Consider the following 18412-nt stretch of genomic DNA (forward strand, 5'->3'; position numbering starts at 1 on the left):
CCCATGACCGCACTCGACGTCCGCACCTCCTGGGACCGGCTCGCCGCAGCCCAGAAGGACGGCACCGGCGTGCCGCTGTACATGCGTGCGGTCAATCGTCGACTGGGGCGCGGCATCGCCGCGGTGGCGCACCGGTTCGGGGCCACGCCCGACCAGATGACGGCCGTCAGCGCCCTGCTGGTCGTGGCCGCCCTCGCCGTGCTGGTGCTCCCGGCGCCGAGCGTGCTCACGGGCGTGGCCGTCACCCTGCTGCTGCAGGGTGCGTTCGCGTTCGACGCGGCCGACGGACAGCTCGCGCGGCTGGGTGGCAGCGGGTCGGTGGCGGGGGAGTGGCTCGACCACACGGTCGACGCCGCCCGGACCCTGGCGCTCCACCTGGCCGTGGCCGTGGCGCTGCTGCGCCACACCGACCTCGACGCGGCATGGGCGCTCCTGCCGCTGGGCTTCGCGTTCGTCGCCTCGCTGCGGTTCTTCGCCCAGATCCTCGCCGAGCAGCTCGCGCCCCGCAGGAGCGACCGGGCGGCGTCGGCCGGTCGGTACTCCTCGATCGTCCAGCTGCCGGCCGACGTCGGGGTGCAGAACCTGGTCTTCCTGCTCTGGCCCCTCACGGGTGCCTTCCTCCTGGGGTACGGCCTGCTCGCCGCCGCGAACCTGCTCCTGCTCGTCATGACCCTGCGCCGCCGCCTCCGGGCGCTGCGCGCGCTCGGATGAGCCCGCTCGGGTCGAACCGCGGGCCTGCCGCCGGGCTGCGTGCGAGCATGGGGCGGTGGCAGCGATGAGGGTGCGCGAGGTGTCGTGGACCGACCTCGTCGGCACCGAGCCGACCCGGCGTCTGCCGTCGGACCCCCTGCCGGCCTGGCCGCTCCTCACGATGCTGTGGGGGTTCCCGCTCATGTGGGTCCTCGGACTCACCGTCGTGCCCGGCGCCGTCACCATGGCCGTCGTCATGCTCGGCTTCATGCTGGTGCGGCGCTACGCCCTCTGGGTCCCCGGCGTGGGAGCGCTCGTCGGACTGTGCCTGTGGATGGCGGCGTCGGCGGTGATGATCGACACCGGACCACGCATGCTCGGCTTCGGCTTCCGCCTGGCCATCATGTCCTTCGTCGCGATCGCCTTCGTGTACACGGTCGCGGCGCGCACGCGCCTCACCCGGCGTCGGCTCGTGCACGGGCTCACGTTCCTGTGGTTCTTCGTGATCGCCGGCGGAGTGCTCGGCATGATCCTGCCGGGAACCCGACTCACGACGCCCGTCGGCCTGCTCCTGCCGGCCTCGATCAGCGGCAACTCCTACGTGCGCGACCTGTTCTTCCCGCCGTTCGCCGAGGTGCAGCACCCCTGGGGTGCACCCGAGCCGTTCGTCCGTCCGTCGGCGCCCTTCCCGTACGCCAACAGCTGGGGCGTCGCCATCCTCGTGCTCACCCCGATCGCGCTCGCCTGCTTCATGATGACCCGGTCGTGGCTCCTGCGCTGCGCCATCATCGTCGGTGCGGGCGTCATGATCTTCCCGGCCATGGCCACGTCGAACCGCGGCATGTTCGCCGCGCTCGCCCTGGCCGGGGCCTACGTGCTCGTGAGGTACGCGCTGCGCGACCGGGCGGCACCGGTCATCACGCTCACCGTGCTCGGGCTGGTCGCCGGAGTGGTGCTGGTCTGGCAGGGCCTGTTCACCCAGTTCGAGGTGCGTCAGGAGTACGGCCAGTCCAACGGGGCCCGCTTCACGCTCTACGCCGAGACGATCCAGCGCACCCTGGCCTCTCCGCTCCTGGGGTACGGCGCGCCGCGGCCCTCCGCCGAGCAGGCGCTCTCGGTCGGCACGCAGGGCTACATCTGGACGCTCATGTTCAGCTTCGGCTTCGTCGGCCTGGCGCTGTTCCTCGCGTTCCTCTGGGGCTCCACCTGGCGCACCCGGTACTGCCGCGACGACGTCGACGTGGCCCTGCACGCGACGCTCGTCGTCTCGAGCCTCGCGATCATCGTGTACGGCCTCGACATCATCCAGCTCCTCGCCATCGCGCTCGTGGCGGCGATCCTGCTGAGACGTCGCTACGGCCTCGACGATGACGACTGATGGCACCTCCGCTCGGTCGGGCCTCGGCACGGCAGCCGTCGCGAACCTCGTGGGGGGCGCCCTCGGGGCGATGGTCAACCTCGTGCTGGCCGCGCTGGTCGGCCGGCACCTGGGGACCGAGGGGTCGGGTGTCTACTTCCTGGTCGTCGCCGTCTTCCTGATCGTCGCCAACAGCGCCGAGCTCGGCGCCGACACGGGGCTGGTGCGGTTCGTCGCGGCCACCCGGGCGCTGGGCCGACCGCAGGACACGCCGCAGATCGTCAGGACCGCCGTCGTCCCCGTCCTGGTGGGCGGGGCGTTCGTGGTGGCTCTCGGCATCCCCCTGGCCCTCGCGGTCGCGCCGTCGGGTCTCTCGCCGGTCGTGGTCGTGGCGGCCGTCCCGCTCACCGTGCTGGCCTCCCTCACGGCCCTGGCGCTGGGCATCACCCGGGGCGCGGGCGATCCGCTCGCGTTCCCGCTGGTGCAGAACATCCTGCTGCCGGCTGGGCGGATGGTGGCGGTCGGCGTGGCGGTGCTGGCCGGCTGGGGCGTCAGCGAGGTCGTCGCGGCCTGGCTCCTGCCGGTGCCCCTCGTGCTGGTCGTCGCGACGGCGCTCGCCGCGCGTCACGTCACGGGTGGCGCCCGGCGCGAGGGTCGGTCACGGACGGCCTACCCCGGTTTCTGGCGGTTCAGTGCCGCTCGTGGTGCGACGGCGTGCGTCGAGATCGTGCTCGAGTGGGTGGACGTGGTGATCGTCGGAGTCTTCGCCTCTCCGGCCGAGGCCGGCGTGTACGCGGTGGTCACGCGGTGTGCGCGAGCCGGCGAGGTGGTGCAGCAGGCGGCGCGCATCGCCGTGGGCCCGGCCATCAGCGCGGCGTCGGCCCGGGGCGACCACGCCCTGGTGGGTCGTCTGTACGGCGTCGTCACCGCAGCCATGGTGTGGGCCGCCTGGCCCTTCTACGCCGTCCTGGCGGTGTTCGCGGAGCCGGTGCTGGGCATCTTCGGCGACGGGTTCGACTCCGGTGCCCCGTCCCTGCGCGTGCTGGCGGCGGCCATGGCGGTCGCCACCGCGGCGGGCGCGGTGCAGAGCGTGCTCCTCATGGCCGGGCGCAGCAGCTGGCAGCTCGCCGACAAGACCGGCGCGCTCGCCCTCGACGTCGTGCTGCTGCTCGTGCTGGTCCCGCACTGGGGCATCGAGGGCGCCGCGATCGCCTGGGCGGTCACGATCGTCGTCGACACCGCGGTCGTGGGCTACCAGGTGCAGGTCCTCATGGGCGTGCGGCCGCCGTGGGGCCCGATCCTGTGGGCTGCGGCCCTTCCCGTGGTCATGGTGCTGGTGCCGAGCGTGCTGGTGGCCGCCACGTGGGGAACCGGTGCGGCGGTGGCTGCGGCCACGACCGCGACCCTCGCCGTCGTCTACCTGGCCGTCGGAGCCCTGCTGCGCCGACGGCTGGGCCTGCTGGACCTGGTCAGGCTCCGCGGAGCCTGAGCCGCCCCGTCGCCGTCGGCCCCGTCACGGCCGCTCGCCGCGCTGCGGGAGCAGCACGGTGAGCGCGACGTCGACAGCCTGGGCGCGCAGCAGCCCGCGGAGGCGGCGCGCGGCGAGCGCGTCGTCGTCGACGGAGCGAGCCAGCACGACCTGGTCGCACCGGGTGGCGAGGGTGACCTTGAGCGCGTCGGACGTGAGCTCGGAGGAGTCGATGACGACCACCTCGCCGCCCCAGGTCGACTGCTTGCGCTGGGTGGGCCACCCGCGGGCCAGCTTGCCCTCGTTGATGACGGCGGCGTCGACGTGACGCACGGCCCGACCGCGACGGCGCAGCGCCTCGGCGAGGGCCGTCCCGGGCTGGGTGCCCACCGACCCGTCGACGACGAGCGTGTAGCCGGTGTCGGCCGGCACCTCGCTCGGGAGCTTGAGCATGAGGGCCGCGATGTCCCACGTGTCCTGCGGCCGCGGGTCACGGGTTCCGTCGAGGACGGCCGCCTCGTTGATCGAGCCGAGCCCGCCCACGTCGCCGATGCCGGCGCTCGGGGCGGTGCGACGGGTCAGGGCGACCGGCACCGCGACGAGCAGGCCTAGGGCCAGCCCGGCGACGCCGAGCGGCAGCACGCCGAGCGAGGACGGGCCCGACGGCGTGGCGGTGGCCCCGAGGATCTGGCCGGGGGTGGTGTCGGCGGTGGCGAGCTCGGCGGCACGGTCGCCCAGTGACTCGGCCTGGCGCAGGATCGAGGCCTTGGCGGGGGAGCCGGCCGGGTAGCGCTGCGCCGAGCGCTCGAGCATGGAGACGCGGTCCCAGGTCGCCTCCTGCTGGGCCTGCACCTCGTCGGCCGCGGTCTTGCCGCGCACGCCGAGGAAGGCCTCGGCCACGGCGCGCGACCCAGTGGCGGCGGCGTCGGCGGAGGAGGCGGTGTAGGTGATGTTCAGCACGGCGGTGTCGGGCGGGTTCTCCACGCCCACGCCGTCCTTCAGCTCGCCGCGGGTGGTGCCGAGGTCGTCGGCTGCGGCAGCGAGCACGTCGCCGGAGGTCACGAGCTGCGCGGCCGTGGCGACGTCGAGGGCGGCGGTGGCGCTCGAGCCCGAGGACGAGGGCACGTCGACCGAGGAGACCCGGACCGACGTGGTGGCCGTGTAGGTCACGGGGAGGACCGCCCAGGCGAGGACGCCGAGCAGCAGGCCGACGGCGGCGCCGAGGGCGAGGACGCGCCAGCGACGGCGCAACGACCCCGCGAGCTCGCTGAGCTGGACGGGCTGGGGCGGTGCGGGCTGCATGGGACTTGCTCCTTGGGACCGGGACATCATGCAAGAGGAGTGCCGAGGCCGGCGTTCATGACGCCGGGGTACCGACGCGTACCCCTGTGACGTGTGTCATTGACCCTCACGGGTCTGCCGCTAGTATGGGGCTCGTTGTAACCGCCTGTGTCAAAAAGCGCAGGTGGTCCGGCCGGGAGCTCGTCACCTCGAGCGATGGCCGGGATTCATCCAGGGGAAATACATGTCTGAAAACTCGTGCACATCCGTGCGCGCGTCCACCTCGACGTTGGACGACGCGCATCTGCTCGGGCTCGCCAGAGACGGTCACGACGACGCCTATGCCGAGCTCTTCCGCCGCTACCGACCGGTGGCCCTCCGTCTTGCCAGACGTCTGTCCTCGCACGGCGACGCCGAGGACACCGTGTCCGAGGCCTTCGCCCAGGTGCTCGGCCAGCTGCGTCGTGGCAACGGTCCCGACCACGCCTTCCGCGCCTACGTCCTCACCTCGGTGCGCCACGAGGCCGGACGTCGGGGTCGGCTGCGTCAGCGCGTCCAGCCCACCGACGACCTCGCCAAGATCGACACGGCGGTCCCGTTCGGCAACGGCCAGCTCGACAGCTTCGAGCGCGACCTCGTCCGCACGGCGTTCGAGTCGCTCCCGGAGCGCTGGCGGACCGTGCTGTGGTACCTCGACGTCGAGGGCCTCAAGCCGCACGAGATCGCCGAGCGGCTCGACCTCAAGCCCAACAGCGTGTCCGCGCTCGTCTACCGGGCCCGGGCCGGGCTGCGCGAGGCCTACCTCGCCCAGCACGTCTCCGTCGACACCGCGTCCGAGACCGAGGAGTGTCGTCGTGTGCGACCCCGCCTGGCCTCGCTCGTGCGGCGCACGGCCGGCATGCGCGAGCAGAAGCGCATCCACGCCCACCTCGAGACCTGCCCGGCGTGCATGGCCAGCTACCTCGAGATCGAGGACGTCAACGCGCGGGTGGTCGCCCCCACCGGCACGACCGGGGTCGCCGACGGCCTGAGCACGATGGCCGGGGCGACGGCGGGGATCGTCACCGCCGCCGCGGTCGTCGCCGCAGCGCGCGCCTGACCGCGTCGTCCCACCGGTGAGACGCGGTCCGCTGGTCCTCGGTGCGGCGGTCGCGGTCGCGGCCGTCGCCGCGGGGGTGCTCGTGGTGCGCGACGACGGGTCAGGCGGCCGGTCGGTCGACGCCTCGGTGCGCTGCTCCGCCGGCGACGTCGACGCGCTCGACCTGTCCGACCCGGACCAGGGCGAGCCGACCTGGTCCGAGGAGTTCGACGGAGCAGGACAGGGCCGCGCGGGTCTCGACCCGCAGCGCTGGACCGTGCGCGACGCGACCACCCTGTCGTTCGACCAGGCCAGGATCCGCGCCGACAACGTGTCCGTGGCCGACGGCACGCTGCGGATCACCGCGCGCGACGACGCCGCCGGCGACCCGAGCGGCCTCCGCCCGGTCACGACCGGGTACGTCGACACCATCGGCCACTTCTCGCAGCGGTACGGCCGGTGGGAGGTGCGGGCCCGGCTGCCCGTGGCACCCGGGGAGTCGCGCGGCCTCTGGCCGGCGTTCTGGCTGAGGGCCGACGACCTGCCGGGCGAGATCGACGTGGTGGAGGCCTGGGGGACGCCTGCGGCGCGCCCGCGCGACGACATGGCGTCGCAGTACGCCTGGACGGTGCACGAGGACACCGATGCCCCGCAGGGATACCGACGAGTGGGTGGATGGGGCTCGGCCGCCGGGCCGCTGGCCGACGACTTCCACGTCTTCGCCGTCGACTGGGTGCCCGGTTGCCTGCGCTTCTCCCTCGACGGTCGCACGACCGGTCACGTCGACCTGGACCAGGAGCCGCGCCTGGCCGCAGCCCTCGACGACGAGATGAACATCCGGCTCAACCTCCAGGTCGGCGGACGGTACTGGGGGCGCCTGGACCCGGAGCAGCCCGGGTCCACCCGCCTCCCGGCCACGCTCGAGGTCGACCACGTCCGGGTCTACCGGCCGCGCTCCTGAGGCGTCCTGCGGCTCCGCTGCGGCGACCGTGACGAGCGCCACCAGAACCGGTCCTCCATCCGGCGTCACGGAACACACCCTCGCTGCTCCTTCTGGATGAGTGTCACATCCAGGGGATCGGAGACAGGGTGACCATCGACCGGAAGACCTATGACGTGGGGTACGCCAGCGGCGTGTTCGACATGTTCCACGTGGGCCACCTCAACCTGCTGCGCCGTGCGCGGCACCGTTGCCACCACCTCGTGGTGGGCGTCGCCAGCGACGAGTACGTCGAGCTGCTGAAGGGTCGGCCCCCGGTCGTCCCGTGCGACGAGCGCATCGACATCATCTCGGCCCTCGGGATCGTCGACGAGGTCGTCATCGACCGCTCCGAGGACAAGAAGATGGTCTGGGACCAGCGGCCGTTCGACGTCATCTTCAAGGGTGACGACTGGCAGGGGACGCCGAAGGGCTACCGCCTCGAGCGGTCGATGGGTGAGATCGGCGTCGACGTCGTCTACTACCCCTACACCCGCCAGACGTCCAGCACGATCCTGCGCGCGCACCTCACCGGCGCCGAGCTCGAGGGCCAGCTGTGAGCGTGCCGACCGTCCAGGCCTCGCAGGTCGGCCGTCGGACCACCGACGGCGCCGTCGACGCCGACGCGGTCGGGTACGCCCCGGCCGTCACCGTCGTCGTGCCCACGCACGACCGGCCGCAGCTGATGGCCGAGGCCGTCCGCAGCGTGCTGAACCAGGAGTACGCAGGTCCGCTCGAGGTCGTCGTCGTCTTCGACGCCTGCGACCCCGTGCTCCCCGACGTGGTCACCGGTCCGACGCAGACGCTGCGCGCCGTCGTGAACGAGCGCACCCGAGGCCTGGCCGGCGCCCGCAACAGCGGCATCCTCGCCGCCTCCCACGACTTCGTCGCGTTCCTCGACGACGACGACACCTGGCTGGCCGGCAAGCTCGCCGCGCAGATGCCCCTCTTCCGCGACCACCCCGACGTCCGCCTCGTGGCCACCGCCATGCAGGTCGACGACGGTGAGCGGCTCACCGACCGTCTCGTCCCGAGCGACGTCGTCTCCCACGCCGAGCTCGTGCGCGAGCGGTTCGGCGGCCTGCACTCGAGCAGCTTCGTGTTCCGCCGCGAGGCGCTCGTCCACGAGATCGGCATGATCGACGAGGACCTGCCCCGTGGCTACGCCGAGGACACCGACGTCCTGCTCGGCGCCTCGCGCCTCGCGCCGGTCCGGCTGGTCAACGAGCCCCTCGTGCGGGTGCGCTGGCAGGGTCAGTCCTACTTCTTCGGGCGCTGGGCCGACTACGCGGCGGCGCTCACCTACCTCCTGGCCAAGCACCCGGAGTTCGCCGGCGACGACGCCGCGCACTCCCGCATGCTCTCGCAGATCGCGTTCGGCGAGGTCTCGTCCGGCCAGCGGGCGGCAGGTCGGCGACACGCCCGCCGCGCCATCGCCCTGCGCCGCACCAACCTTCGCGCCTGGCTCGCGCTCGTCATCGGCCTGCGCCTGGCGACCACCGGCGCCGTCGTGACCGTCGCCCGACGCTTCGGAAAGGGGATCTGACATGCGCATCCTCATCGCCTGCTCCTCCGGAGGGCACCTCGCCCAGGCCCTGGCGCTCGAGCCCTGGTGGGGCCAGCACGAGCGGCTCTGGGTCACCGGGCCGACCGAGGACGCCCGGCTCAAGCTGCGGGACGAGCGCGTCATCGAGTGCGCCTGGCCCACGCAGCGCAACCTGCCCAACCTGGCCCGCAACATGATGCTGGCCCGCCGCGTCATCGACGAGTGGCGTCCCGACGTCGTGTTCAGCACCGGGGCGGCCGTCGCCGTCCCCTTCCTGCGCCAGGCGCGTCGCGTCGGGGCGCGGTCGATCTTCCTCGAGACGATCGACCGCATCGAGAAGCCGTCGCTGACGGGCCGGCTCGTGTATCCCTTCGTCGACGAGTACCTCACCCAGTGGGACCAGCTGAGCGAGAAGCTCCCGCGGGCCCAGACCGTGGGGCTCGTGCTGTGACCGACGACCTCACCCTCGTGGCGAGCGTCGGGACGTACCACCACCCGTTCGACCGGTTCGTCGACTGGCTGGAGCCGTGGACGGACGAGCGCGGCGCCCAGGTCGTGTTCCAGCACGGGTCCACGCGCCCCATCGAGGGCGCGACCAACCTGACGATGATGGCGCCGGACGAGCTGCTCGAGCACTACCGGCGCGCCGACGTCGTGGTGCTGCAGGGTGGCGCCGGCGGCGTGATGGACGCCCGTCGCGCAGGGCGCATCCCGATCGTCGTGCCCCGCGTGCCCGTGGGCCACGAGGTGGTCGACGACCACCAGGTGGTGCTGGCGCGCCGCCTGGCCGAGATGGGCCTGGTCCACGTCGCCGAGACGCGTGAGCAGCTGCACGCCCTGCTCGACGGCGCGGCCGACGGGACCGTCGCGACCCGCAGCGGCCAGATCGAGCCGACGCCCGGCGTCGTCGAGGCCGTCCGTCTGCTCGGAGAGCTGCCCGAGGCCCGACGCGACGACGAGGGTCGCACCCGGCTGGGCCTGCCGCGCAGCAACCGGCTGCCGGCCGGCGAGGAGTTCCTCGCCGCACGTGAGCAGCGGGGCCGGCGCGGCCCGTTCCGCATCCTCGCCGACGCGGTCCGGCAGGGCCTGCTGGGCTACCTGCTCACCTTCGCGGTCACGCTGATGCTGAGCAGCCGGCTCGCCGTGGGGCCCGTGTCGGGCCGGGTCGTGGTCGTCAGCGTGCTCGTGTGGCTCGTCTACAGCTGGCTCGCCCAGGCCGCCTACGAGCGCGCCACGTCGCTCAAGCCCGCGGTGCGCTTCCTGTCGTTCGTCGGCACCATGCTGGTGGTCGCGCTCCTGCTCGGTGCGAACAACACCGTGGGACTGCGCAGCGCCCTGCTCGTCGCGCTGCTCGCCGTGGCCACCTTCGTCGGCTACGGCGCGGTGCACCGGGTCGCCCGACGACGCACCCCCACCGTGCTCGTGGGCGAGGAGCGCACGGTCCGCCGCCTCACCCAGCGCTGGCACGACCGCAGCGATGTCGACGTGGTCTCGTCCTGCGTGTGGCGGGGCGAGGCCGAGTCGGTCCCACTCGGCTCGCCCGGCTCGCTCTCGCGCATCGTCCCCGACGTGCTGGCGGCGGTGGCCCGGTCCCGTGCGCGGTCGGTGGTCATCGCCTCCGACCACGCCCTCACGACCCCGTCGCTGCGGCACCTGGCGTGGGCGCTGCAGCGTGCCGACGTCGAGTGCCTCGTGCTGGCCGACATGGAGGACCACGTCGAGTACATGCGCCCGCAGATCGTGGCCGACCAGCTGGCCCTCACGATGCGCCCGCCCAACGAGCACCTCGTCTCCGTCGCGGCGAAGACGGTCTTCGACCGCGTCCTGGCCCTCGGCGGGCTCCTCGTCCTGTCGCCCGTGCTGCTCGCGATCGCCGTCGCCGTGAAGGCGTCCTCGCCCGGACCGGTCATCTTCCGCCAGGAGCGCACCGGCCGCGACGGCAAGCCCTTCACCATGCTCAAGTTCCGCACGATGGTCGTCGACGCCGAGGAGCGTCTGGCCGACCTCGTCCTGCGCAACGAGGGGGCCGGACCGCTGTTCAAGCTCGACGACGACCCCCGCGTCACCCGGGTGGGTCGGCTGCTGCGTCGCACGTCGCTCGACGAGCTTCCCCAGCTGGTGAACGTGCTGCTGGGACACATGTCCCTCGTGGGACCGCGTCCGGCCCTGCCGCGCGAGACGGCGCAGTACAGCCAGTGGGTCTGGCGACGCCTGCACGTCCGCCCAGGGCTCACCGGACTCTGGCAGGTCAGCGGCCGTTCGCAGCTCAGCTGGGAGGAGTCGATCCGGCTCGACCTGCAGTACGTGAACACCTGGAGCCTGCGGCTCGACGCCAAGATCCTGCTCCGGACGGTCCGTGCCGTGGTGGCACGTGACGGCGCTCTCTGAACGCGCGCCGGACTGTCACTCGCTGTTACTGTGACGCATCCCCGCACCCGCACCACGAGGAGTAGCCGGACCGCATGAGTGACATCGCCTACAAGCTGAAGGTCCTGCGTCAGATCGGTCTGCTGAAGCCCCAGCTGCCGCACCGGCTCCTCAAGGCGGGCGTCAAGCTCGCCACGTGGGGTCCGGGCTTCCCGGCGGCCGTCGCGGCCGCCGCGGCGAGGTACCCGAACCAGACCGCGATCATCGACGACGCCGGCGAGATCACCTGGTCCGAGCTCAGCGACGAGATCAACCGCACCACCGCCGCGCTCAAGGAGCGGGGCGTCCAGGTGGGCGACGCGGTCGCCCTGATGGGGCGCAACCACCGCTGGATGGTCATCTCGATGGTCTCGATCATGCAGATCGGCGCCAAGGTCCTGCTGCTGAACACCATGGCCAGCGCCTCGCAGCTGGGCGAGCTGACCCGCCGCGAGGACACCAAGTTCGCGATCGTCGACCAGGAGTTCCTCGAGGTCACCTCCGAGATCGACCGCGACATGGTGGTCGTGGCGTGGTCCGACGACGACAGCCACGGTCTGCCGACGCTGTCGCAGATCGCCCAGGGCCACCCCGGCAAGGCCCACAAGAAGCCCGAGAAGCCCGGCGGCATCGTCATCTTCACGTCCGGCACCACCGGACTGCCCAAGGGGGCCAACCGCAAGGAGCCCGAGAACCTCGACCCGCTCCTCACCTTCTTCGGCTCGATCCCGTACGGCGGCAACACCACCGTCGTGCTGGCCGCGCCGCTGTTCCACTCGTGGGGCCTGCTCAACTTCGGCTTCGGCCTGTCGACGGTCCCCACGTACGTGCTGCGTCGCAAGTTCGATCCCGAGCAGGTGCTGCGGGACATCGCCGAGCGCCGCGCGGAGGTGCTCGTCGTGGTGCCGCTCATGATCCAGCGCCTGGTGAACCTCGACCGGGAGAAGGCCGACCGCCACGACGTGTCGAGCCTGCGCATCACCGCGTCGAGCGGCTCGGCCCTCGCCGGCGAGCTCGCGACCGACTTCATGGACCGCTTCACCGACTCGGTCTACAACTTCTACGGAGCCACCGAGACCGGCTGGGTCTCCGTCGCTTCGCCGGAGGACCTGCGTGCCGCGCCGGGCACGGCGGGCCGCATCCCGTGGCGCACCGTCGTCAAGGTGCTCGACACCGACGGCAACGAGCTGCCGCCGGGCGAGACCGGCGTGATCTACGTGGGCAACGAGATGCAGTTCGGCGGGTACACCGACGGCAACACCAAGGACTTCCGCGACGGGCTCATGCACACCGGTGACCTCGGCTACTTCGACGAGGACGGGCGCCTGTTCGTGGCCGGTCGCGACGACGACATGGTCATCTCCGGCGGCGAGAACGTGTTCCCGCGCGAGCTCGAGGACGCCCTCATCGGCCACCCCGCGATCACCGACGTGGTCGTCGTCGGCATCCCCGACGACGACTGGGGCCACTGCCTGGCCGCCTACGTGGTGGTCAAGGACGGTGAGTCGCTCGACGAGGACGAGGTCGTGGCGTACGCGAAGGAGCGGGTGGCGCGGTTCGCCGTGCCGCGCCGCCTCCAGTTCCTCGACGAGCTGCCGCGCAATCCCACCGGCAAGGTGATGAAGCGCGAGCTCCCCGAGTTCGACTGACCCCGACCGAGCGAAGCTGGGGCGTCTCCCGCTCGCGGAGGCGGACGTCGGTCGGGCGACGATCGTCGTGCGACCCGACGGCGCCCCGTGCGTCTCGCCGAGCGCAGCGGGGCCCGTGTGGCACGCTTGCGCCGTGGATCTGACGTACGCACCGCAGCCGGACGGTCGTCCGGACCCGGGTGAGGTCGTCTGGACGTGGGTGCCGTACGAGGACGACCCGACCCAGGGCAAGGACCGGCCGGTGCTCGTGGTCGGACGCGACGGAGAGCGCCTGGTGGGCCTCATGCTCACCTCGAAGGACCACGACCGCGACGCCGAGCAGGAGGCGCGGGCCGGACGGTTCTGGCACGACCTGGGCGCCGGTCCGTGGGACCCGAAGGGCCGGCCGAGCGAGGTGCGGCTGAACCGGCTGCTCGACCTCGACCCCGACGGCGTGCGGCGCGAAGGTGCCGTGCTCGACGAGCCGCGCTTCCGTGTCCTGGTGGCCGCCGCCTCCGAGCACCTCCCCGACCTCCGCCGGGGCCGCGCGTGAAGATCATCGACGCGATCGACCGGTTCCAGCGTCGGCACCCGGTCCTGGCGTTCCCGCTGGCGGTCATCTACAAGTACTTCGACGACCAGGGCCCGTACCTGGCCGCGATCATCAGCTACTACGCCTTCATCGCGGTGTTCCCGCTGCTGCTCATCTCCTCCTCCATCCTCGGCTTCGTGCTGCAGGGGGACCCCGAGCTGCGCGACCGGCTGCTCGACACGGCGCTGAGCCAGTTCCCGATCGTGGGCGACCAGCTCGCCAGCGAGCAGGGGCTGCAGGGCAGCACGTCGGCCATCGTCGTCGGTTCGATCGTCGCGACCTACGGTGCGATGGGCCTGGGGCAGGCGGCGCAGAACGCGGCGAACATCGCCTGGTCGGTGCCGCGCAACAGCCGCGCCAACCCGTTCCTGATGCGGCTGCGCAGCCTGATCTTCCTGGCCATCGCCGGCCTGGGCATCCTCGCGCTCGCGATCGCGACGTCGGTGCTCGCGAACCCCGACGCGTTCGGCGGCACGGTCGGGCCGGCGACCGGCCCGTTGGTCCGTGGCGTCGGCTTCGTCCTCACGGCGGCCATCTTCGTGGGCCTGTTCCGGCTGGTGAGCGCCGGACGCGCCTCCACCCGGTCGGTGCTGCCGGGGGCGCTGCTCGCCACCGTGGGCTGGCAGCTGCTGCAGCTGGCGGGCAACACGTACGTCACGAACGTGATCAACCGGGCCAGCCGGACCGTCGACCCGACGTTCGCGCTGGTGCTCGGCCTGGTGGCCTTCATCTTCGTCGCCGCCGTGATGACCGTGCTCGGTCTGGAGCTCAACGTCGTCCTGCGGCGACACCTCTACCCGCGGGCGCTGCTGACCCCGTTCACCGACAACGTCGACCTCACCGATGCCGACAAGCGGGCGTACACCGCCTACGCGAAGGCCCAGCGGCACAAGGGCTTCGAGATCATCGAGGCCCGGTTCGAGAAGCCCGACGACGAGGACGACGGGGCCGGTGACGGGGCAGGTGACGAGACGGTGCCACCGTCGTCGCCGCCCGAGCCGGCGTCGGCTCGCCCCGGCACCGCCTAGGCTGGACGCAGAGAGCTCCACCCCCCTGACAGAAGGACACGCGCATGCCCACGGGCAAGGTCAAGTGGTACGACACCGAGAAGGGCTTCGGCTTCATCAGCAGCGACGAGGGCGGCGACGTCTACGTCCACTCCGACGCGCTGCCCTCCGACGTCCCGGCGCTCAAGTCCGGCACACGCGTCGAGTTCGGCGTGGCGCAGGGGCGCCGCGGTGACCAGGCGCTGCAGGTCCGGGTGCTCGAGGGCGCGGCTCCGGTCTCGCGCACGCAGGCACGGGCCCGGCGCAAGAAGCCCGAGGAGATGGTGACGATCGTCGAGGACCTCATCCGACTGCTCGACGACCTCGGCGAGGGCTACCGCCACGGCCGCCACCCCGACTCGCGTTCCGCGAAGCCGGTGGCGCAGCTGCTGCGTGCGCTGGCCACCGAGCTCGACGCCTGAGGAGGTCTCGCGCCCGACGCCGTCCACGTCGGCCCATCCCGCCCCGCGAGGGGTCCGGGGTGGGCCGTCGTCGTCCCGGCCGATGCGGTCGGGCGGAACCGGTCGGGCCGATCCGTTCGAAGTGGTGGAGCAGGGCGTACACTGGTAGTTGAAGCATCTACTACCTGGAGCGACCATGACCACCAGCACCCCCTCGACGTCGGGCCCGGGCGTCGCCTACTCCGTGGCCGACCTCGAGTCGCGCCTGCGCCCCAGCGAACGGATGCCGGTGCTCTTCGTGGGTCACGGCAACCCCATGCACGCGATCCGCGAGAGCGACTACACGCGCACGTGGGAGCACGAGGGTCGCCGGCTGCCGCAGGCCCAGGCGATCGTCGTGATCAGCGCACACTGGCTGACGCCGGGTCGCACCCACATCACCGACGCGCCGCGCAACCGGGTCATCTACGACTTCGGTGGCTTCCCCGACGAGCTCTACCGGGTGCGCTACGACTCCGTGGGCGACCACGCGGTCGCGCAGGTGCTGGCCCACCAGCTCGTCGAGTACGAGGCCGCCCTCGACGCGCAGTGGGGGCTGGACCACGGGACCTGGTCGATCCTGAAGTACCTCGCGCCCGAGCCGCAGGTGCCGGTGCTGCAGATCAGCATCGACGACACCCTGCCGCTGCCCCGGCTCCACGACCTCTACGCCCGACTGCGCCGGCTCCGGCACCAGGGGGTGCTGTTCATCGGCAGCGGCAACATCGTCCACGCCCTCGGCCGGGCCCGGTGGGAGCCCGGGGCGGAGGCCTGGGACTGGGCCGAGCAGTTCGACGCCGACACGGCCGAGGCGCTGGTCGAACGTCGGGTCGACGCCCTGCTCGACCCGTACGGGACGTGGCGCGAGGCTCGCCTGGCCGTGCCCACGGACGACCACTACCGCCCGATGGTCGCCTCCCTCAGCCTGCTCGAGGACGACGAGGAGATCCGGTTCTTCAACACCTCGGTCGACATGGGCTCGATCGGCATGCGCAGCTTCGTGACCGCCTGAGCGGTCCGGCAGTGCGACCTCCTCAGGGGTGAGGTGGCACGGCCGGGCCGACCGGCTCGCGGGACTGCACCGCCCGGGTCAGGACGAAGACGCCCCAGGCCACGACGATGCCGGCCGTGACGAACATGGCCAGCGCCACGTCGGTGTCGAGGGTGAACAGCCCGATCCCGATGAGCCCGCCGATCACCCACGACAGCTGGAGCAGGGTCTCGGACCGGGCGAACATGCTCGTGCGGACCTCCTCGCGGATGTCGCGCTGGATCAGGGCGTCGAGGCTCAGCTTGCCCAGCGACTGGCACAGCCCGACGGTCAGGCCGAGCAGCGCCGCGACCGGCCAGCGGAAGAACGCCGCGGCGACCACGAGCACCGTGATGTCGACGAGCAGCACCGCGAGCACGACGCGGTGCGGGCTGCGCGAGCGGGTCCAGGACCCGATGACCACGCCGAGCGTGTTGCCCGCACCGGCGGCCCCGATCACGAGGCCCATCAGCACGGTGGCGTTGCCGGTCCAGCCGAGCGACGCGGGCGGCTCGCGCAGGGTGAACGCCATGAAGATGGTCAGGAACCCGGTGATGAGTCGCAGCCCCGCGTTGCTGCGCAGCGCGTCGACCACGTGCCGGGAGACGGCGATCCCGCCCCGCGGCGTGCGGCCGCTGAGGTCGGCGAGGTCGACCTGCTCCTCGCCCTCGCTGGAGTCGACCCGGGCCGGCAGCAGGATGGCCAGGACCGTGCCGATCACGAAGAGGACGAACGCGTAGCGCAACGACCACTCGGCCCCGATGGTCGCGGCACCGATCGCGATGGGGGCCGACAGCGCCGCGGCGGCGGTGCCCGTCAGCGAGATCCTCGAGTTCGCCTTCACCAGGGTGAACTCCTCGGGCAGGAGTCGCGGCACGGCCGACGCCCGGGTGACGCCGTAGGCCTTCGAGGCCACCAGGCAGCCGAGCGCCGCGAGGTAGAACGCCGCGGACTCGTCGGCGACGGCACCGGCGAGCACCCAGCAGCAGAACCCGCGGATGGCGAGGGTGCTGCCGATGGCCCACCGCCGGCCGCGGCGGAAGCGGTCCAGGAACGGGCCGATCAGGGGCGCCACGAAAGCGAACGGCAGCATCGTGAGCACCAGGAACAGCGCCACCTGGCCGCTCGCCTGCTCGGTGGGGACGGTGAAGAAGAGGGTCCCGGCGAGGGAGACGGCGATGGCCGCGTCGCCGGCGGTGTTGAACGCGTGCAGCTCGAGCAGGCGTGACAGTCCCGACTCGCCCGCGCCGCCGGCGTGCGTGAAGCGGCGCGCCCCGGAGTAGGCGCCCACGCCACCACGGGCCACGGTGCGCCCGGTGCGGCGCAGCCCTTGGGAGATGCGGGCCGCGCGAGGCAGCCGACCGGGCGGGTCGGGCTCGCCGGCGGGACCAGGGTCGGGGCCGGCGTCGAGGTCGTCGAGGGTGTCGGGTCCCGTGGGTCCGTGCGGGTGCGCACCCGGCCAGTCGGGACCGGGAGCGCGGTCTCCACCGTCGCTCGTCTGGGCCATGGAGTCATCCTGCCCCACGCGGCGGGGCTCGACCGCCCGAGGCTCGCCGTCGAGCCGGGCCCGTCCCGGGTGGGTGCCCGCAGGTGGGGTCGATGAGGGACAATCGGGGACATGACGACCGACGCCGTTCTGGCCGCCGCCCACGACGTGGCTCGCACCGCGCTGCTCGAGGCCACCGACGAGTCCACGGTGGGAGACCACCTGCGGGTCGTCGACGACGGCGAGCGGCTCGCGACCCACCTGTTCGCCTGCACCGGACCGGGATACCGCGGCTGGACGTGGGCCGTGAGCCTCTCGGCCGCGATCGACGACGGTGCGGTCAGCGTCAACGACGTGGTGCTGCTGCCCGGCGACGACGCCGTCGTGGCGCCGGCCTGGACGCCCTACCGCGATCGCATCCAGCCCGGCGACCTGAGCCCCGGCGACCTGCTGCCCCCCGAGGAGGACGACGCGCGGCTCGTGCCGTCGTGGTCCGCCGGCGACCACCTCGAGACCGTCGACCGCGCGTTCGCGCGCGAGGTCGGCCTGGGACGCCCCTGGGTCCTGTCGCTCGAGGGCCGCGACCTCGCGGCGCAGCGCTGGCACGACGGCGACCAGGGCCCCGACACGCCGCTCGCCCAGCAGGCCCCCGGCACCTGCCACTCGTGCGGCTTCCTGGTGAGCCTGGCCGGACCGCTCGCGGACCGCTTCGGCGTGTGTGCCAACGGGTCGGCGAACGACGACGGCCGCGTCGTGTCCTTCGAGCACGGCTGCGGGGCGCACTCCGGTGCCAGGTTGAGCCGTTCGGCCGGCCCGCAGAAGCTGCCGCCGCCGGTGTGGGACACCATCGCGGTCGACGGCCTCGAGACCAGCTGACCCGGCTCCGTCCCGCAGGGGTGCACGGGCCCGGCGCGCTACTCGGAGCGTCGACGGCCGGGCTGGTGGCGCAGGGCGTTGCGGCGCAGCCGGCAGTACTCGATGCCGATGAGCCCGAGGCCGAACCCGGCGAGGGCGGTCCACAGCCACCAGGTGCGGCCGTCGTCCTGCAGGGTGCCGAGGAACGGGACGAGCGCGAGCGCGACGACGCCCCAGAGGATGGTGCCGACGGTCATGGTGCGGACGCCGTCGAGGTCCATGGGCTCGACCTGGGCGACCTTGTGGGTGGTGCGGCCGATCTCGAGCTCGGTGACCTCGGGGCGGCCGAGCTCGTGACGGCGGGCCGAACGCTCCAGCCGGGCGCGCTCGCGGTGTCCGAGCTTGCGCTCGATCGTCTCGGGTCCGTCGCCGTCGCGGACCGCCCACTCCGACTCGTCGCTCACAGGGCCCAGGGTACCCGGCTCGTCGTGCGGGCTCGTCGACCGTGGCGCCCCTCGGCCCGGGACGAC

The 18412-nt window shown here is 72.6% G+C and carries 18 protein-coding genes; 15 read left to right on the forward strand and 3 right to left on the reverse strand.

Going from position 1 to position 18412, the window contains the following annotated elements; genetic code table 11:
• The first annotated feature begins 3 nt into the window (after window positions 1-3).
• The 3 genes from NBW76_RS06155 (at window position 4) to NBW76_RS06165 (ending at window position 3536) form a co-directional block, all read left to right on the forward strand.
• Window positions 4-711, forward strand: coding sequence for a CDP-alcohol phosphatidyltransferase family protein (locus NBW76_RS06155; protein WP_056553436.1), 708 nt, complete (start codon window positions 4-6; stop codon window positions 709-711).
• Window positions 712-775: 64 nt separating this feature from the next.
• Entirely contained in the window at window positions 776-2068 is a 1293-nt protein-coding gene (locus tag NBW76_RS06160) for an O-antigen ligase family protein (RefSeq protein WP_369814972.1), read from the forward strand.
• Window positions 2058-3536: a lipopolysaccharide biosynthesis protein gene (locus tag NBW76_RS06165; RefSeq protein ID WP_056553429.1), complete on the forward strand. Its 1479-nt coding sequence runs from the start codon at window positions 2058-2060 to the stop codon at window positions 3534-3536. The genes NBW76_RS06160 and NBW76_RS06165 overlap by 11 nt, the downstream gene beginning before the upstream one ends.
• 24 nt (window positions 3537-3560) lie before the next feature.
• On the opposite strand, the gene NBW76_RS06170 is transcribed toward NBW76_RS06165, so the two are convergent.
• Window positions 3561-4817 carry a Wzz/FepE/Etk N-terminal domain-containing protein gene (locus tag NBW76_RS06170; RefSeq protein WP_056553426.1) on the reverse strand — a complete coding sequence of 419 codons (1257 nt, stop codon included), beginning with the start codon at window positions 4815-4817 and terminating at the stop codon, window positions 3561-3563.
• A 268-nt stretch (window positions 4818-5085) separates the two neighbouring features.
• Here NBW76_RS06170 and NBW76_RS06175 point away from each other — a divergent pair, with 268 nt between their 5' ends.
• From NBW76_RS06175 to NBW76_RS06225, 11 genes are all read left to right on the forward strand, one after another.
• Window positions 5086-5895: a sigma-70 family RNA polymerase sigma factor gene (locus NBW76_RS06175; RefSeq protein ID WP_162237338.1), complete on the forward strand. Its 810-nt coding sequence runs from the start codon at window positions 5086-5088 to the stop codon at window positions 5893-5895.
• Window positions 5896-5911: 16 nt separating this feature from the next.
• A complete protein-coding gene (locus tag NBW76_RS06180; protein ID WP_056553420.1) occupies window positions 5912-6835 on the forward strand; it encodes a family 16 glycosylhydrolase in 924 nt (307 codons plus the stop codon).
• A 128-nt stretch (window positions 6836-6963) separates the two neighbouring features.
• Window positions 6964-7413: an adenylyltransferase/cytidyltransferase family protein gene (locus NBW76_RS06185; RefSeq protein WP_235492913.1), complete on the forward strand. Its 450-nt coding sequence runs from the start codon at window positions 6964-6966 to the stop codon at window positions 7411-7413.
• Window positions 7410-8399 (forward strand): glycosyltransferase family 2 protein, encoded by a 990-nt coding sequence (locus NBW76_RS06190; protein ID WP_056553417.1) that lies wholly within the window; start codon window positions 7410-7412, stop codon window positions 8397-8399. Before NBW76_RS06185 ends, NBW76_RS06190 begins: the two co-directional genes overlap by 4 nt.
• Before the next feature lies 1 nt (window position 8400).
• Complete coding sequence (locus NBW76_RS06195) at window positions 8401-8850, forward strand: hypothetical protein (protein ID WP_056553414.1); 450 nt, start codon at window positions 8401-8403, stop codon at window positions 8848-8850.
• Window positions 8847-10787 carry an exopolysaccharide biosynthesis polyprenyl glycosylphosphotransferase gene (locus tag NBW76_RS06200; protein ID WP_056553411.1) on the forward strand — a complete coding sequence of 647 codons (1941 nt, stop codon included), beginning with the start codon at window positions 8847-8849 and terminating at the stop codon, window positions 10785-10787. The genes NBW76_RS06195 and NBW76_RS06200 overlap by 4 nt, the downstream gene beginning before the upstream one ends.
• 74 nt (window positions 10788-10861) lie before the next feature.
• Complete coding sequence (locus NBW76_RS06205; protein ID WP_055964492.1) at window positions 10862-12454, forward strand: AMP-binding protein; 1593 nt, start codon at window positions 10862-10864, stop codon at window positions 12452-12454.
• 133 nt (window positions 12455-12587) lie between these two features.
• Complete coding sequence (locus NBW76_RS06210) at window positions 12588-12986, forward strand: type II toxin-antitoxin system PemK/MazF family toxin (RefSeq protein WP_235492912.1); 399 nt, start codon at window positions 12588-12590, stop codon at window positions 12984-12986.
• Window positions 12983-14053 carry a YihY/virulence factor BrkB family protein gene (locus NBW76_RS06215; RefSeq protein WP_200914496.1) on the forward strand — a complete coding sequence of 357 codons (1071 nt, stop codon included), beginning with the start codon at window positions 12983-12985 and terminating at the stop codon, window positions 14051-14053. The genes NBW76_RS06210 and NBW76_RS06215 overlap by 4 nt, the downstream gene beginning before the upstream one ends.
• Before the next feature lie 44 nt (window positions 14054-14097).
• Window positions 14098-14493, forward strand: a complete 396-nt coding sequence (locus tag NBW76_RS06220; RefSeq protein ID WP_056553408.1) for a cold-shock protein — start codon at window positions 14098-14100, stop codon at window positions 14491-14493.
• A 175-nt stretch (window positions 14494-14668) separates the two neighbouring features.
• The gene (locus tag NBW76_RS06225; RefSeq protein WP_055964498.1) at window positions 14669-15523 is read left to right on the forward strand and encodes a dioxygenase; all 855 of its coding nucleotides are present in this window, start codon (window positions 14669-14671) and stop codon (window positions 15521-15523) included.
• 22 nt (window positions 15524-15545) lie between these two features.
• Here the strand turns inward: NBW76_RS06225 and NBW76_RS06230 are convergent, their stop codons facing one another.
• Window positions 15546-17048 (reverse strand): MFS transporter, encoded by a 1503-nt coding sequence (locus NBW76_RS06230; RefSeq protein ID WP_082481760.1) that lies wholly within the window; start codon window positions 17046-17048, stop codon window positions 15546-15548.
• 111 nt (window positions 17049-17159) lie between these two features.
• On the opposite strand from NBW76_RS06230, the gene NBW76_RS06235 reads away from it, so the two are divergent.
• Window positions 17160-17903, forward strand: a complete 744-nt coding sequence (locus NBW76_RS06235) for a DUF3027 domain-containing protein (protein ID WP_055964501.1) — start codon at window positions 17160-17162, stop codon at window positions 17901-17903.
• 38 nt (window positions 17904-17941) lie between these two features.
• Here NBW76_RS06235 and NBW76_RS06240 read toward each other — a convergent pair whose 3' ends face one another.
• Window positions 17942-18346, reverse strand: coding sequence for a DUF2530 domain-containing protein (locus NBW76_RS06240; protein ID WP_235492910.1), 405 nt, complete (start codon window positions 18344-18346; stop codon window positions 17942-17944).
• Window positions 18347-18412: the final 66 nt, after the last annotated feature.

This window comes from Aeromicrobium sp. Leaf245 (assembly GCF_942548115.1).
GTDB lineage: Bacteria > Actinomycetota > Actinomycetes > Propionibacteriales > Nocardioidaceae > Aeromicrobium.